The 16079-nt window shown below is 69.7% G+C and carries 13 protein-coding genes; 7 read left to right on the forward strand and 6 right to left on the reverse strand.

The window, feature by feature from the left end; all coding sequences use genetic code 11:
- Positions 1-131: 131 nt before the first annotated feature.
- The 5 genes from ACWD4J_RS02575 to aroQ all read left to right on the forward strand — a co-directional run bounded on the left by ACWD4J_RS02575 (position 132) and on the right by aroQ (position 6182).
- Positions 132-710: a TerD family protein gene (locus tag ACWD4J_RS02575; RefSeq protein ID WP_451393403.1), complete on the forward strand. Its 579-nt coding sequence runs from the start codon at positions 132-134 to the stop codon at positions 708-710.
- A 271-nt stretch (positions 711-981) separates the two neighbouring features.
- Positions 982-2928 carry a TerD family protein gene (locus ACWD4J_RS02580; protein WP_451393404.1) on the forward strand — a complete coding sequence of 649 codons (1947 nt, stop codon included), beginning with the start codon at positions 982-984 and terminating at the stop codon, positions 2926-2928.
- Between the two features lie 385 nt (positions 2929-3313).
- Complete coding sequence (locus ACWD4J_RS02585) at positions 3314-4324, forward strand: TerC/Alx family metal homeostasis membrane protein (RefSeq protein WP_451393405.1); 1011 nt, start codon at positions 3314-3316, stop codon at positions 4322-4324.
- A 118-nt stretch (positions 4325-4442) separates the two neighbouring features.
- Positions 4443-5543 carry a calcium:proton antiporter gene (locus ACWD4J_RS02590; RefSeq protein ID WP_451393406.1) on the forward strand — a complete coding sequence of 367 codons (1101 nt, stop codon included), beginning with the start codon at positions 4443-4445 and terminating at the stop codon, positions 5541-5543.
- Positions 5544-5714: 171 nt separating this feature from the next.
- Positions 5715-6182 carry a type II 3-dehydroquinate dehydratase gene (aroQ, locus tag ACWD4J_RS02595; protein ID WP_451393407.1) on the forward strand — a complete coding sequence of 156 codons (468 nt, stop codon included), beginning with the start codon at positions 5715-5717 and terminating at the stop codon, positions 6180-6182.
- Between the two features lie 46 nt (positions 6183-6228).
- On the opposite strand, the gene ACWD4J_RS02600 is transcribed toward aroQ, so the two are convergent.
- From ACWD4J_RS02600 to ACWD4J_RS02610, 3 genes are read right to left on the reverse strand one after another with little or no spacing between them, the layout of a single operon-like run.
- Complete coding sequence (locus ACWD4J_RS02600) at positions 6229-6984, reverse strand: amino acid ABC transporter ATP-binding protein (RefSeq protein WP_451393408.1); 756 nt, start codon at positions 6982-6984, stop codon at positions 6229-6231.
- A complete protein-coding gene (locus tag ACWD4J_RS02605) occupies positions 6981-7949 on the reverse strand; it encodes an amino acid ABC transporter permease (RefSeq protein WP_451393409.1) in 969 nt (322 codons plus the stop codon). Before ACWD4J_RS02605 ends, ACWD4J_RS02600 begins: the two co-directional genes overlap by 4 nt.
- The gene (locus ACWD4J_RS02610; protein WP_451393410.1) at positions 7946-8830 is read right to left on the reverse strand and encodes an ABC transporter substrate-binding protein; all 885 of its coding nucleotides are present in this window, start codon (positions 8828-8830) and stop codon (positions 7946-7948) included. The genes ACWD4J_RS02605 and ACWD4J_RS02610 overlap by 4 nt, the downstream gene beginning before the upstream one ends.
- Before the next feature lie 248 nt (positions 8831-9078).
- On the opposite strand from ACWD4J_RS02610, the gene ACWD4J_RS02615 reads away from it, so the two are divergent.
- Positions 9079-10062, forward strand: a complete 984-nt coding sequence (locus ACWD4J_RS02615) for an aldo/keto reductase (protein ID WP_451393411.1) — start codon at positions 9079-9081, stop codon at positions 10060-10062.
- A gap of 94 nt (positions 10063-10156) precedes the next feature.
- Here the strand turns inward: ACWD4J_RS02615 and ACWD4J_RS02620 are convergent, their stop codons facing one another.
- On the reverse strand, positions 10157-10813 hold the full coding sequence (locus ACWD4J_RS02620; protein WP_451393412.1) for an MBL fold metallo-hydrolase: 657 nt from the start codon (positions 10811-10813) through the stop codon (positions 10157-10159).
- A 22-nt stretch (positions 10814-10835) separates the two neighbouring features.
- Entirely contained in the window at positions 10836-11564 is a 729-nt protein-coding gene (locus ACWD4J_RS02625; protein ID WP_451393413.1) for a maleylpyruvate isomerase family mycothiol-dependent enzyme, read from the reverse strand.
- A gap of 223 nt (positions 11565-11787) precedes the next feature.
- On the opposite strand from ACWD4J_RS02625, the gene uvrA reads away from it, so the two are divergent.
- Positions 11788-14778, forward strand: a complete 2991-nt coding sequence (uvrA, locus tag ACWD4J_RS02630; protein ID WP_451393414.1) for an excinuclease ABC subunit UvrA — start codon at positions 11788-11790, stop codon at positions 14776-14778.
- Positions 14779-14924: 146 nt separating this feature from the next.
- Here the strand turns inward: uvrA and ACWD4J_RS02635 are convergent, their stop codons facing one another.
- Complete coding sequence (locus ACWD4J_RS02635; protein WP_451393415.1) at positions 14925-15845, reverse strand: carbohydrate kinase family protein; 921 nt, start codon at positions 15843-15845, stop codon at positions 14925-14927.
- Positions 15846-16079: the final 234 nt, after the last annotated feature.

Consider the following 16079-nt stretch of genomic DNA (forward strand, 5'->3'; position numbering starts at 1 on the left):
CGGACGTTCGATGTGTTGCAAGACCGACACAAAGCGGTACCCGCTGGGCGGCACGGTCCGTGGCCGTGCATAGGGTGCTGAGCAACCGCACTCACTGCGGTTCAGGGGAGAGTTCGAGAGGGGAACAGCACGTGACGGTCAACATGACCAAGGGTCAGGCCATCAGTCTGCAGAAGCACGACGGGGGCACCCTGACCGCGGTGCGTATGGGTCTCGGCTGGCAGGCGGCCCCGAGGCGTGGACTGTTCGGTTCGCGCACCCGGGAGATCGACCTCGACGCCTCGGCTGTGCTGTTCGCGGACAAGCAGCCGGTGGACGTCGTGTTCTTCCGCCACCTCGTCAGCGACGACGGCTCCGTGCGGCACACCGGTGACAACCTCGTCGGCGGCGTGGGCCAGGGCGGGGACGACGAGGCGATCCTCGTCGACCTGCAGCGCATCCCGGTCCACATCGACCAGATCGTCTTCACGGTGAACTCGTTCACCGGCCAGACGTTCCAGGAGGTGCAGAACGCGTTCTGCCGCCTGGTCGACGAGACCAACGGCCAGGAGCTCGCCCGCTACACGCTCAACGGCGGCGGCGCGTACACGGCACAGATCATGGCGAAGGTGCACCGCGCCGGCTCCGGCTGGCAGATGACCGCGCTGGGCACACCGGCCAACGGCCGCACGTTCCAGGACCTGATGCCGGCGATCCTGCCGCACCTGTAGCGACAGCGCGTGCGGGCACCACCCGCACGAGCCCCGACGGCACGAAAACGAGCACCTACGGCACGAAACCAGAGCGCCGGCGGAACAACACGAGCACTACTGGGGCGGGCGCCCGCAAGCGCGGGATCTCCAGCTCGGACGACAGAGGCCGACTGGAGTACCCGCGTTCGAGTACCCGCGTCACGATCACCACTGGCACCACCTGGCACATCAGTACGGAGAGTACGCAGCAGGGGGCAGCCGTAGCTGCTCGAAGAGGGGGACGAAGGCGATGACGGCCGAGCTGGTCCGGGGGCAGAACCACCCCCTCACCCAGACCCGTCTGGAAATACGGGTCTCGGCCGGCGAACCGGTCGTGGCGGGCGCCACGCTGAGCGACGAGCAGGGCAGGGTGCCGGGCGCGGAATGGGTGGTCCATCCCGGATCCCCCGTCCTGCCCGGACTCGAGGTCTCCGAGCAGGCGGCGGCCGAGCACCGTCTCGCGGTGGACCTGGGCATGCTGCCGGAGTCGGTGCACCGGGTCAGTGTGCTGCTCGCGCTGCCCGTGGGCGTCGGAGGCCCCGTCCACTTCGGAGCCGTCGCCGCCCCTCACGTGGCGGTCACCGGCCTCGACGGCAGCGAGGTCGCCAACTACACCATCACGGGACTGGACGCCGAGTCCGCCGTGGTCGCCCTGGAGCTCTACCGCCGACAGGGCGCCTGGAAGGTGCGCGCCATCGGCCAGGGCTACGCGGGCGGCCTCGCCTCGCTGCTGACCGACCACGGTCTCGCGGAAGCCGCACCGCAACTCGCACAAGCGATCAACGACACGGTGACGCACGGCATCGCCCGTTCGGTCGCGCCGCCACCGCGCACGTCGGACGAGACACGGGTGCGTGCGGCATCACCTGGTGCAGGCGCAGCAGATGCAACGGGTGCGCAGGCGAGTGCCCAGAGCGGACCCGGCATCCCCGCGGACCCCGTGGGCTCTCCGGATACGGCGCTGTCCGCCCAAGGCCCCATCGACTACACGCATCCGAGCCGCCGGACCACCGCGCCTCCGCCGCCACCGCCCACCGCGGCCCCCGCCGGACCCGGACAGCCCGCCCAGCCGGTCGCGGGCGACGCCACGGGCTGGTCCATGGAGGAGCGCCTGTACAACCAGGTGTGGGGCATGTTCGAGGATCTCGCCCGCACGACCGCCGCCTACCGCAGCGCCGTCGACTTCGCCGACTCCCGCATGGAGGAGGAGCTCGACAAGGTCCTCTCCGACCCGCGCAACCGCATCGGCGGCCCCGGTGACGCAGCGCGCGAAGCCGCCCATGCCCGACACGCCCAACTCGTGGACCAGGCTCGGCAGGTACTCGACCGCGACCTCGCCCAGCTCCGAGCCGAGGCCGATGTCGTCGAGCCCGCCCTGCCCCCTGCCTACGCCCGCTGGGACAACCCGGTCTGGCATGCCTACCGCGCGCCGGCGGAGATGCCGATGGCCCTGCGCCTGGGCGACCTCCAACTCCCCGAGTGCACCGATCTGCGGATTCCGATGCTCGTGCGGCTGCCGCTGGAGCGCGGTCTGTGGATCGACAGCGGTCGCTCCTCCTCGGCCACCGGTGCCTTCGCCGACTCCGGGCAGCCGCGCCGCCTCGCCATGGACGTGGCCGTCGCCCATGCCGCGCGCCTGCTCGCCGCCTATCCGGCGGGCGAGTTCACCGTGCACGTCATCGACGCCGCCGGTTCCGGTGCAGGGCCGCTCGCCCCACTCGTGGCGGCCGGTGTGCTGGCCGGGCCGCCGGCCGTCGGGCCGGCGGGCGTCTCCGGCGTGCTCGCCAAGCTCACCCAGCGCGTGGACCTCGTGCAGATGGCGATCCGCAGCGGCGCCACGGATGCCCTGCCGCCCGACCTGGACACCGCGCAACAGCTGCTGATCGTCAACGACTTCCCGCACGGCTTCGACGACCGAGCGGTGACGCAGCTGCGCTATCTCGCGGACGAGGGCCCGGACGTCGGCGTACACCTGATGCTGGTGGCGGACCGCGAGGACGCCGCGGCGTACGGTCCGTTGCTCGACCCGCTGTGGCGGTCGATGCTGCGCCTGACAGCGGTCCCCGGCGATCACCTGGCCGACCCCTGGGTCGGTCACGCCTGGACGTACGAACCGCCGCTCGTCCCGCCCGGCAGCCAGGTCCTGCACCATGTGCTGAACCAGGTCGCCGCCGCGCGCGGCCCGTGGAACCGCTGAGGACTCCCCGAGAGCTGCTGAGGGCTCCTGCGGCCCCCGCTGCGGGTCGGCTTGCCGCGTCGGCGGTCGCCCCTCCTGCCTCGGCCCCTGCTACGTCAACTCCGCGACCGAGCTGCACCCCAAACGAGACTGAGGTGCGCCCCTGACCTGCAGTTTTGGTCTGTGCTTTACCTCACTCTTTACCTTTCCTTGGTAATTCAAGTACTGTGAGTCCCGCGGAGGGGAGTACTCCCTACTGCGGCGTACCCGTCAATACGGACCAGGCCAGGTCCCGGGGCGCCGGCCCGAGGTGCCCGCGCGTCACGCGCGACAAAGGCCCTCTGGGTGGAAGAGACCTCCGGCAGCGACGCGCTGAGAGATGACGTTACGTACTGCCGGAGGCGCAGTGGATGTTTCCCTGACCCTGTGGGTCCTCACGATCCTGGGCCTGAGTGCCCTGATCGCGGTCGACTTCTTCATCGGCCGCAAACCCCATGACGTGTCGATCAAGGAAGCCGGGATCTGGACGGTCGTCTGGATCGCCCTGGCGGCCCTGTTCGGGCTCGGCCTGCTGGTCTTCGGGGGCGGACAGCCCGCCGGAGAGTTCTTCGCGGGCTTCATCACCGAGAAGTCGCTGAGCGTCGACAACCTCTTCGTCTTCGTCCTGATCATGGCGAAGTTCGCGGTGCCGTCCCAGTACCAGCAGCGTGTGCTGCTCGTCGGTGTACTGATCGCCCTGGTCCTGCGGGCGGTGTTCATCGCCGCGGGCGCCGCGATCATCGCGAGCTTCTCCTGGGTCTTCTACATATTCGGCGCGTTCCTGATCTACACCGCCTGGAAGCTGATCCAGGAGGCCAGGGCCGATGAGGAGGACGAGGAGTACGAGGAGAACCGGCTGCTGAAGGCCGCAGAGAAGCGCTTCGGGGTGGCCGACCGCTACCACGGCACCAAGCTGTGGATACAGCAGAACGGCAAGCGCGTCATGACGCCGATGCTGGTCGTGATGCTGGCGATCGGCACCACGGACGTGCTCTTCGCGCTGGACTCGATACCCGCGATCTTCGGTCTCACCGAGGACCCGTACATCGTCTTCACCGCCAACGCCTTTGCCCTGATGGGTCTTCGGCAGCTGTACTTCCTCATCGGCGGACTGCTCAGGAAGCTGGTCCACCTCAGCTACGGGCTGTCGGTCATCCTCGGCTTCATCGGCGTCAAGCTGGTGCTGCACGCCCTGCACGAGTCGGGCGTGCACGTCCCGGAGATCTCCATTCCGGTCTCGCTGGGCGTCATCTGCGCCGTCCTGATCGTCACGACCATCACCAGCCTGATGGCGTCCAGGAAGCAGGCCGAGTCCGCGGAGGCGGCGGACGCCGCCGAAGCGACGGGGGAGACCTCGAAGGACAGCGTCAGCAGCTGACGGCGGCTGCGGCCGACCGTCCAGGCGCGCGGCCGCAGGCGCTCGACACCAGAGCGCCTGCGGCTCGCCCCGCATGCCTGGAATGCACCATCTGTACTCGTCTGAAAGCATCGGGATCATGACCGTACGGCTCCGGGAATTGGCGGCGCACTGGACGACCGTTGTGCCCTTGTTCGCAGTGCTCCTTCTGTTCTCCACCTGGGGACGCTCCGTTCCCGGAGCCGTCGTCGTACTCATGACGCTGGTGCTCGCCGCCGCGGTGCTTGCCGCGGTGCACCACGCCGAGGTGGTCGCACACCGGGTCGGCGAACCCTTCGGCTCGCTCGTCCTCGCCGTCGCGGTGACGGTCATCGAAGTCGCACTGATCGTCGCGCTCATGGCGGACGGTGGCGCCAAGAGCGCAACCCTCGCCCGGGACACCGTTTTCGCCGCTGTGATGATCACCTGCAACGGCATCGTGGGCCTGACCCTCCTCGTGGGCGCGCTGCGCCATCGCGTGGCGGTGTTCAACCCGGAGGGAACGGGTGCGGCGCTTGCGACCGTGGCCACGCTGGCCACGCTCAGCCTGGTGCTGCCGACCTTCACGAGGAGCAAGCCCGGGCCTGAGTTCTCGACGGCCCAGCTCGTCTTCGCCGCGCTGGCCTCGGTGGTGCTCTACGGCCTGTTCGTGGCCACGCAGACCATCCGGCACCGCGACTACTTCCTACCGATGACCAGAAAGGGCGAGGTGATCGACGCGGACCAGCACGCCGAGGCCCCATCCGCCCGGACCGCCCTCATCAGCCTTCTTCTCCTGGCCTGCGCACTGGTCGGCGTCGTCGGCCTCGCGAAGGGCGTGTCACCGACGATCGAGTCCGGCGTGCAGGCGGCCGGAATGCCGCACTCCGTGGTCGGTGTCATCATCGCGATGCTCGTGCTGCTGCCCGAGACCATCGCCGCGTTGCGTGCAGCCCGCCGCGACCGCGTGCAGACCAGTTTGAACCTGGCCCTGGGCTCGGCGATGGCCAGCATCGGCCTGACCATTCCCGCCGTGGCGCTCGCATCCATCTGGCTGTCGGGGCCGCTCGTCCTGGGGCTCGGCGCCGTCCACCTGGTGCTGCTCGCCCTCACGATCGGGGTCAGCATCCTCACCGTGGTGCCGGGCCGTGCCACCCCGCTGCAGGGTGGTGTCCACTTGGTGCTGTTCGCGGCGTACTTGGAACTGGCGATCACCCCGTAGAGCCGGCTGCCACCCTGTGTCGCAAGCGGCGCTCCATCCGCGGATCGCGGCGCGCGTGCACCGTGATAGACCGGGTCTCGACAGCTCCGCCGCCAGGCACCGCAGGCGGCCGCTGCACGAAGCCGCAGGACCCGGGCCGAATTGCAGCCGCCGATCGACACAGGAGGACCCGTGCCCCGTACCCTCGCCAGCGCCCCCGTCATGGTTCTCAACGGGCCCAACCTGAACCTCCTCGGCCAGCGGCAGCCGGAGATCTACGGCTCCGACACCCTCGCCGACATCGAGGCGCTGTGCGCCAAGGCGGCGGCCGCGCACGGCGGCACCGTCGACTTCCGGCAGTCGAACCACGAGGGCGAGCTGGTCGACTGGATCCACGAGGCCCGGCAGAACCACGTCGGCATCGTGATCAACCCGGCGGCCTACTCCCACACCTCCGTGGCGATCCTGGATGCCCTCAACACGTGCGACGGTATGCCGGTGTTGGAGGTCCACATCTCCAACATCCACCAGCGCGAGGAGTTCCGGCACCACTCCTACGTCTCGCTGCGTGCGGACGGCGTCATCGCGGGATGCGGCATCCAGGGGTACGCGTTCGCTGTCGAACGGGTGGCCACGCTGGTCGCGCAGCGCGAGGCGTAGCAACCGCGCCCGCGCGAGGTGTGCGGCCCCACGGGCACAGGCGTCGTCACAGCCGGCCCGCCTCGACGATCCGCCGCAGGAACCGTCTCGTACGCTCCTGCTGCGGGTCGCCGAAGACCTCGTCCGCCGTGCCTCGCTCCAGAACCACCCCACCGTCCAGGAAGCAGACCTGGTCCGCGACGTCCCGTGCGAAACCCATCTCATGGGTGGCGATGACCATCGTCATCCCGTCGTCCTTCAGGTCCCGGACCACGCTCAGGACCTCACCCACCAGTTCCGGATCGAGGGCCGCGGTGATCTCGTCGAGCAGCAGCAGCCGGGGCCGGACCGCCAACGCCCGTACGATCGCGGCCCGCTGCTGCTGTCCGCCGCTCAGCCGGTCCGGGTACTCACCGGCCTTCGCACCCAGACCCAGCCGCTCCAGCAGCTCATGTGCCCGCTCCTCGGCCGCCGCGCGGTCCACGCTGTGCACCCGGCGCGGGGCGAGCGTCACGTTGTCGAGCACCGTCATGTGCGGAAAGAGGTTGTAGGCCTGGAAGACCACACCGATGCGCCTGCGGACCGCGTCATGGTCGGTGCGGGGGTCGGTGATCTCGTCGCCGTCCAGGAAGATCGCTCCGTCGTCGATCTCCTCGAGCAGGTTCGCGCAGCGCAGCAGCGTCGACTTCCCCGACCCGGAGGCGCCGATCAACGCCGTCACGGTGTGCGGAGCGACCTCCAGGTCCACGTCACGGAGCACCACCGAGCGCCCGAACGTCTTGCGCACCGACTCCATACGCAGCACCGGTGTCCCGGCCGTCATACGATCCCTCCCTGTGCCCGGCGCCGGTCCATGCGGGCCGTCATCCAGTCCGTGAAGCGCGTCATGGGGATGGTCAGCGCGACGAACAGCAGTCCGGCGACGACGTACGGAGTGAAGTTCCAGTCCTTGCCGACGATGATCTGGGCCGCGTACACGGCGTCGACAGCGCCCCCGATCGAGACGAGTCCGGTGTCCTTCTGCAGGGACACCAGATCGTTCAGCAGCGGAGGCACCACGCGCCGCACCGCCTGCGGCAGCACCACGTACCGCAGTGCCTGCCCGTTGCTGAGCCCCAGCGAGCGGGCGGCGGCGCGCTGCGAGGGATGCACGGACTCGATACCGGCGCGGAACACCTCGGCGACGTACGCGGAGTACGTCAGCACCAGCCCGATGCCGCCGAGCACCACCGGATCACTGGGCGTTCCCTGCAGTCGCAGCGCCGGCAAACCGAAGATCACCATCAGCAGGCAGATGATCAGCGGAAGGCCGCGGAAGAAGTCCGTGTACGCGGCCGCCAGGACCCGCAGCGGGAAGAACACCGGGCCACGCAGCGTACGCGCGACCGCCAGCAGCAACCCGATGACCAGCACCGACGCGCCACACACGACCAGCAGCCGCAGATTCAGCCACAGCCCCTCCAGCACCTGGGGGAGCGCCACGCGCGCGTAGTGGGCGCTGAAGAACGTCTCCTTCGTGGTCGGCCAGCCCGGCGAGTTGGTGACGACGAGGTAGAGGGCGGCCGCGGTGACCAGGGTGCTGAGCGCGGCGACGGCGGTCGCGCGACGGGTGCGGGAGCGCTTGTAGCGCTCCCGCTCGATACGGCGCTGCGAGGGGACGTACGCATCGGTCTGCGTCGCCGTCGCCTCGCCGACCGGGCCGCCCCCGGTCCCGGCCGGTCCGCCACCGTCCCCGGCCCGGTCGCGCCGGGTGCCGTCGTCCTTCGACAGCCCCTCGCTCACGGTCACTTGAGCACCGGCGCGTCGACGACGTCCGAGAGCCACTTCTGCTCCAGCGCCGCGAGCGTGCCGTCCTTGCGCAGGGCGTCCACCGCACCGGACACGCACGAGGTGAGCGCGCTGCCCTTGGCCAGGACGAGCCCGAACTGCTCCGGCTCACCACCGGAGTTCTCGAACTGCCCGACCACCTCGGCGTCCGTCACTTCCGCGCCGGTGATGTAGAACGCGGTCGGCAGGTCGACGACGATGGCGTCGACCTGACCGTTCTTCAGCGCCGCCTTGGCGAAGTCGTTCTTCTGGTAGACGGCCGGCTTCTGCTTCGGATGCACGACGTCGTTGATGTAGTCCAGGCTCGTGGTGCCCACCTGGGCGCCGAGCTTGAAGCCCTTCAGATCGGCCACACTCTTGGCGCCGGCGGCCTTGGACGACTTCAGCGCGATGACGGCCTGACGCACGGTGTAGTAACCGGAAGAGAAGTCGACGGCCTTCTTGCGGGCGTTGCTGATCGACACCTGGTTGATGTCGAAGTCGAACTTCTTCTCACCGGGCGCGAACGAACTGTTGAACGGCACGCTCTGCCAGACGACAGCGCTCTTGCCGTAGCCGAGCTGCTTCGCCACGGCGTATGCCACAGCCGACTCGTAGCCCTTGCTGTTGGCTGGATCGTCGTCCTGGAACCACGGCGCGTACGCGGGCTTGTCGGTGCCGACGGTCAGCTTCCCGGACGTCTGCGTGGGCAGTCCGTCCTTGGCGCAGGTCTCCTCGGTCTCCTTGGCGGAGGGCTTGTCCGCGGCGTTCTCCGTGGGCTGCGGGGCACAGCCCGCGGCCGCCGAGAGCAGAAGGACGGCGGAGCAGGCGGAAACGCGCAGGGCGCGGTGAGCGAGGTACATGGCGGGAGAATTACCCTCCGCGCAGCAGTCTGTCGAGATCGCATCGGCAACGTTCCGCATAGTGGGAACGGGCGTTGCGGCCGTGTGAACGCACCGTGTCGGCAAGCTTCTTGGGCTCCCGCGGCTCCTGTCTGTCGACCCGTCATCACGTTCTTCCGTCCGCCCCGAGGCCTTGCCCTCGCGTGCGCTCCAAGTCGCAGACTCCCGTTCGAAGCCCGGGACGACGGGCCCGAACGGGAGGGGACCCCGTGAAGTACCGCACCATAGGCACCGATCCGAACACCCGCCGCGAGGTCAGCGTGCTCGCTCTCGGCGCGATGCTCCTCGGTTCGGTGACCGACGAGAAGACCTCCTTCGCCATCCTGGACCGCTATGCCGAGGCCGGCGGGACGTTCATCGACACCTCCGACAACTACGCGTTCTGGATCGACGGCAGCCAGGGCGGGCAGAGCGAGGAGCTGCTCGGGCGCTGGCGGCGCAGCCGCGGCGTCGGCGACGAGATCGTCATCGCCACGAAGCTCGGCGCGCGGCCGCTCGCGCCGGGCACCGGCTACGTCGACAATCCGGAGGGGCTGTCCCCGAAGGTGATCCGGGAGTCCGCGGAGCGCAGCAGGGAGCGGCTCGGTGTGGACAGGATCGATCTTCTCTACGCGCACATCGAGGACCGGACCGTCCCGCTGCGCGAGACCGTCGAGGGCTTCGCCGAGCTGGTGGCGGAGGGCACGGTGGGGATACTCGGGGTGAGCAACCACGCGATCTGGCGGGTGGAGCGGGCCCGCGCTCTCGCCGCGGCGGCCGGGCTGCCCGGCTACGAGGTCCTGCAGTACCAGCACAGCCACCTCAGGCCGCGCACCGACGTGCCCGAGGCGATCTTCCCGGACGGCAGCCTCGGCCATGCCGGAGCCGAGCTGCTGAGCTACCTGCGGGCCGAGCCCGGCCTGACCCTGGTCGCCTACTCGCCCCTGCTCAAGGGCGCCTACGCCAAGGAGGACAGGCTGCCGCCGGACTACGACCACCCGGGGACACCCGACCGCCTCGCGGTGCTGCGCGAGGTCGCGCGGGAGACCGGGGCGACCGTGAACCAGGTCGTCCTCGCCTGGCAGATCGGGGGCGGCCTGCCGGTCATCCCGTTGGCCGGGGTGTCCTCGGTGGCGCAGTTGGAGGAGAACCTGGCCGCGGTGGACCTGGAACTGTCGGGGGATCAGCGTGCCCGGCTGGACGCGGTGCACTAGGGCGCACGGACGCGCCCGCGGCAGTTCCTGCGGCGAGGCCGCCGACACGGGTGAGGACCGCGACGGGACGAGCGCCGGGGCATGCGGTGCGCGGTCACCAGCCCCGCGCGCGCCACTCCGGCAGATGCGGGCGCTCCGCGCCCAGCGTCGTGTCGTTGCCGTGCCCCGGGTACACCCACGCCTCGTCCGGCAGCGGGTCGAAGATCTTCGTCTCCACGTCGTGCAGGAGGCTGGCGAAGGCCTTCGGGTCCTTCCATGTGTTGCCGACGCCGCCCGGGAACAGGCAGTCGCCCGTGAACACGTGCGGGTGCCCGTGCGGGTCGTCGTAGACGAGGGCGATCGAGCCGGGGGTGTGGCCCACCAGGTGGCGGGCGGTGAGCTCGACGCGGCCCACGCGGATCGTGTCGCCGTCCTCGACCAGCACGTCGGTCGGGACGGGGATGCCCTCCGCGTCGTACCGCCCGGCGTAGGTGCGTGCGCCCGTGGTCTCCACCACCTGCGCCAGCGCCTGCCAGTGGTCGCCGTGGCGGTGGGTGGTGACGACGGACGCGATGCCGTCGGCACCGATCAGCGTCAGCAACGTCTCCGGCTCGGCGGCCGCGTCGATCAGCAGCTGCTCGTCCGTGGCCCGGCAGCGCAGCACATAGGCGTTGTTGTTCATCGGGCCGACCGCGACCTTGGAGATCATCAGGTCCTGCAACTCGTGCACGTCCGCAGGTCCGCCGACCTTCACCGCTCCGCTGTACGTCATGGCAGTCAGCCTACTCAGGGGGTCACAGCGGTGGCAGTACGGGCAGGGAGGACCCGCCCGTCGCCGTAAGGCCCGAACCGTCGCGGCGCCCGGCGAGCCAGCCGAGCAGATCGGCCCGGCGGCCGCTGACCGTGAGATCGAACCGGGGCTCACGGCCACGCTCGATCTCTTCCAGACTGAGGCTCTCGACGGCCCCGGTGGCCAGCGCACGGCCGTCGTCCTGCTTGATCAGCAGCGCGGGCACGCCGGGATGGTGGTGGAATCGACGGGCGAGGAAGTTGATCTCGCGCTGCGTGAACTCCTCTGACAGATCCTCCAGCTCGTAGCCGATCCCCAGATCCACGTGGTGCAGCTCGACCTCGATCCACCGCCGGAACGGCACCCGGGACGCCGCATCCGTCACGCCGCCCCGCAGCTCCACCGTGCGGGACCAGTCCGCGGGCGCCGCGCCCGCCTCCTGGAAGCGGGCGGCGCTCTCGCGTATGTCCGCGAGCTGTTCCCCGAGCCGGCGCGGGGCGTCCCGCTCGATGTCGGCATCCCGCTGCTCGGGGGTCGCGTACATGGGGTGCCCGGCGAGGACGTTCACGAGCGCGTCCGCGTTGCGCGCGAGATGGGCGAGAACGTGGCCGCGAGTCCAGCCGGGAAGCCGTGACGGCTCGGCGACGGACGCGTTGTCCAGTTCGGCGGCTGCGGTCAGCAGCCGGTCGGTCGCGTCACGTACAGACGCCAGGTCGCGCACATGATCGTTCATGAGGCCGACGATAGCCCCGCCACACGATCGGGTGAAGGTGGTGGAGCACCGACCAAAATCGAATGTGCGTGCTATAGGCTCGAGCGAGGCGTCGGGCATGCTGGAAGGTCCGGAATTGTTACCAACCAGCGAAACCCATCCGGCGCTGTCGGTGGCTCCCCCTAGTCTGTGAGAGACGGGGGCCCCGCCCCTGTCGCTTCTCTCAAGAAAGGTGCGGACCGGCGTGGCCGACCGTCTCATCGTCCGTGGAGCGCGCGAGCACAACCTGAAGAACGTCTCGCTCGACCTTCCGCGCGACTCCCTCATCGTCTTCACGGGTCTGTCCGGGTCGGGCAAGTCGTCGCTCGCCTTCGACACGATCTTCGCCGAGGGCCAGCGGCGGTACGTCGAGTCGCTCTCCTCGTACGCCCGGCAGTTCCTCGGGCAGATGGACAAGCCGGACGTCGACTTCATCGAGGGTCTCTCCCCGGCCGTCTCGATCGACCAGAAGTCGACCTCGCGCAACCCGCGCTCGACGGTCGGCACGATCACCGAGGTCTACGACTACCTGCGCCTGCTGTTCGCGCGCATCGGCAAGCCGCACTGCCCCGAGTGCGGCCGCCCCATCTCCCGCCAGTCGCCGCAGGCGATCGTCGACAAGGTCCTCGAGCTGCCCGAGGGCAGCCGCTTCCAGGTCCTCTCGCCGCTCGTGCGCGAGCGCAAGGGCGAGTTCGTCGACCTCTTCAGCGACCTTCAGACGAAGGGGTACAGCCGTGCCCGCGTCGACGGCGAGACGATTCAGCTCAGCGAGCCGCCGATGCTGAAGAAGCAGGAGAAGCACACCATCGAGGTGGTCGTCGACCGCCTCACGGTCAAGGACAGTGCCAAGCGCCGGCTGACCGACTCCGTCGAGACGGCCCTCGGCCTCTCCGGCGGCATGGTCGTGCTCGACTTCGTCGACCTCCCCGAGGACGACCCCGAGCGCGAGCGCATGTACTCGGAGCACCTCTACTGCCCGTACGACGACCTGTCCTTCGAGGAGCTCGAGCCCCGCTCGTTCTCCTTCAACTCGCCCTTCGGCGCCTGCCCGGACTGCACCGGCATCGGTACGCGCATGGAGGTCGACCCCGAGCTGATCGTCCCCGACGAGGACAAGTCCCTCGACGAGGGAGCCATCCACCCCTGGTCGCACGGCCACACCAAGGACTACTTCGGGCGGCTCGTCGGCGCGCTCGCCGAGGCCCTCGGGTTCCGTACGGACATCCCGTTCGCCGGGCTGCCGCAGCGCGCCAGGAAGGCCGTGCTGTACGGGCACAAGACGCAGATCGAGGTGCGGTACCGCAACCGGTACGGCCGCGAGCGGCGGTACACGACCCCGTTCGAGGGCGCCGTCCCCTTCGTGAAGCGGCGCCACAGCGAGGCCGAGAGCGACGCGAGCCGGGAGCGCTTCGAGGGCTACATGCGCGAGGTGCCCTGCCCCACCTGTGAGGGCACGCGACTCAAGCCGATCGTGCTCGCCGTCACGGTCATGGACAAGTCCATCGCCGAGGTCTCCGCCATGTCGATCAGCGACTGTGCGGAATTCCTGGGCGAGCTCAAGCTCAACGCCCGTGACAAGAAGATCGCCGAGCGGGTCCTGAAGGAGGTCAACGAGCGGCTGCGCTTCCTGGTCGACGTGGGCCTCGACTACCTGTCGCTGAACCGCGCGGCCGGCACGCTGTCCGGCGGCGAGGCCCAGCGCATCCGTCTGGCCACCCAGATCGGCTCCGGTCTCGTCGGCGTGCTCTACGTCCTCGACGAGCCGTCCATCGGCCTGCACCAGCGCGACAACCACCGCCTCATCGAGACCCTGGTCCGGCTGCGCGACATGGGCAACACGCTCATCGTCGTCGAGCACGACGAGGACACCATCAAGGTCGCCGACTGGGTCGTCGACATCGGCCCCGGCGCCGGTGAGCACGGCGGCAAGGTCGTACACAGCGGCCCGCTCGCGGAGCTGCTGACCAACAGCGAGTCGATGACCGGTCAGTATCTGTCGGGCAAGAGGTCCATCGTCCTGCCCGACATCCGCCGGCCCGTCGACCCGACGCGGCAGCTCACGGTGCACGGCGCCCGTGAGAACAACCTGCAGGACATCGACGTGTCGTTCCCGCTCGGCGTCCTCACGGCCGTCACGGGTGTGTCCGGATCGGGCAAGTCCACGCTGGTCAACGACATCCTGTACACGCACCTGGCGCGTGAGCTGAACGGCGCCCGGAACGTTCCGGGGCGGCACACGCGCGTGGACGGCGACGACCTCGTCGACAAGGTCGTGCACGTCGACCAGTCGCCCATCGGCCGTACGCCGCGCTCGAACCCCGCGACGTACACCGGCGTCTTCGACCACGTCCGCAAGCTGTTCGCGGAGACGACAGAGGCGAAGGTGCGCGGCTATCTGCCGGGCCGCTTCTCCTTCAACGTCAAGGGCGGCCGCTGCGAGAACTGCTCCGGCGACGGCACCATCAAGATCGAGATGAACTTCCTGCCGGACGTGTACGTGCCGTGCGAGGTCTGCCACGGCGCGCGCTACAACCGGGAGACCCTGGAGGTCCACTACAAGGGCAAGTCCATCGCCGAGGTGCTGGACATGCCGATCGAGGAGGCCCTCGGCTTCTTCGAGGCCGTGCCCGCGATCGCCCGACACCTGAAGACGCTCAACGACGTCGGCCTCGGCTACGTCCGGCTCGGCCAGTCCGCGCCCACGCTCTCCGGCGGTGAGGCGCAGCGCGTGAAGCTCGCGAGCGAGCTGCAGAAGCGTTCCACGGGACGCACGGTCTACGTCCTGGACGAGCCGACCACCGGTCTGCACTTCGAGGACATCAGCAAGCTGATCTCGGTCCTGTCCGACCTGGTCGACAAGGGCAACACGGTCATCGTCATCGAGCACAACCTCGACGTGATCAAGACGGCCGACTGGATCGTCGACATGGGCCCCGAGGGCGGCAACGGCGGCGGCCTCGTCGTCGCGGAGGGCACACCGGAGCAGGTCGCCGGGGTGCCGACGAGCCACACCGGCAAGTTCCTGCGCGAGATCCTCGGCGCCGACCGCATCAGCGACGCGTCGTCGACCAAGGCACCGCGCAGGGCGGCGGCCAAGAAGACCGTCGCGGTCAACTCCACGCCGCGGAAGACGGCCACGGCCAAGACCGCGGCCAAGACCGCGGCCAAGAAGGCGGCGGCGTCCCGGAAGGCGTAAACCGCCCGGCGCACGCCGCCGCCGGCGGACGCTCCTGGACACACGCCGCCCTGGAGACGTGCTGTGCCCCAGACGTGCTGTGCCCCACGGGAACTCCCCGTGGGGCACAGCCCGTTCGAACGACGCGTCGTCAGCGGCCGGTCGACCTATTCGCCCAGTTCGGCGGCGTACGGCGGCTGTGCTCCCGGGCGGGAGCAGGTGATCGCCGCGGCGTGGGCCGCGAAGCCGAGGATGTCGTGCCAGTCGTCCTCGCCGAGCGCCGCCACGCTCTCCACGGAGAGCGTGGCGTGCGCGGCGAGCCGGTGCAGCAGTGCGGCGTTCACCGTGTCACCCGCGCCGATCGTGTCGACGACGTCGACGCGCTCGCCCGGCACCGCGAACTCCCCGCCGTCCCTGGTCAGGACCGTGAGGCCGTCGCCGCCACGGGTCAGCACGACCGCGGCGGGCCCGGCCGCCAGCCACTCCTTCGGCGCGCCGCCGAGCCACTCGGCGTCCTCCTCCGACAGCTTCACCAGGCCGGTGTGCGGCAGCCAGGAACGGAACCGCGCACGATAGGCGTCCGCGTCCGGGATCAACCCCGGCCGGATGTTCGGGTCCAGTGCCGTGAACACACCCTGCCCGGCAGCGGTCCGCATCAGCTGCTCGTACGCGGTCGCGCCCGGCTCCAGAACCAGCGAGCAGGTTCCGAACGACACCGCGCGCGTGCCGGGCGGCAGTCGGTCCGGCACGGCGAACAGCCTGTCGGCCGTCCCCTCGACATAGAAGGAGTACCCGGCCGAACCGTCCGCGCCGATCGAGGCGACGGCGAGCGTCGTCGGCTCCGGGCCGCGCTGGACGTACGACACGTCCACACCGGCCGCACGCAGCCCGTCCAGCAGTGCCTCGCCGAACGCGTCGGCCGACACCCGGGAGCAGAAGGCCGTGGGGGAACCGAGCCGGCCCAGTGCCACAGCGGTGTTGTAGGGGCCGCCGCCCAGTCGAGGGGCGAGGTCCGGCAGCACGCCGCCGTCATTCGGTACCGGCTGCGGAACGAGGTCGATCAGGGCCTCGCCGGCGACGACGATCACGAGACGGTTCCTTTCTCGGCGCACCCTCACGAGCGCAGTGATCGTGATCAAAGGTGGGTATCTGCGACCGAGCCTAAACGCCCACGTGAACCCCGTACACGCTGGTGCATGTATTGCCCGGAGTTCTGGGGCGGATCGTTCCCCGGTGGTCCACGCCGGACCGCCGTTCCATCCCGCGGGTGAGAGGTCCGCGGGCACGCCCCGCTGTCAGTCCCCGCCAGTAGGGTGTGAGGC

It is taken from the genome of Streptomyces sp. NPDC002577 (assembly GCF_053594815.1).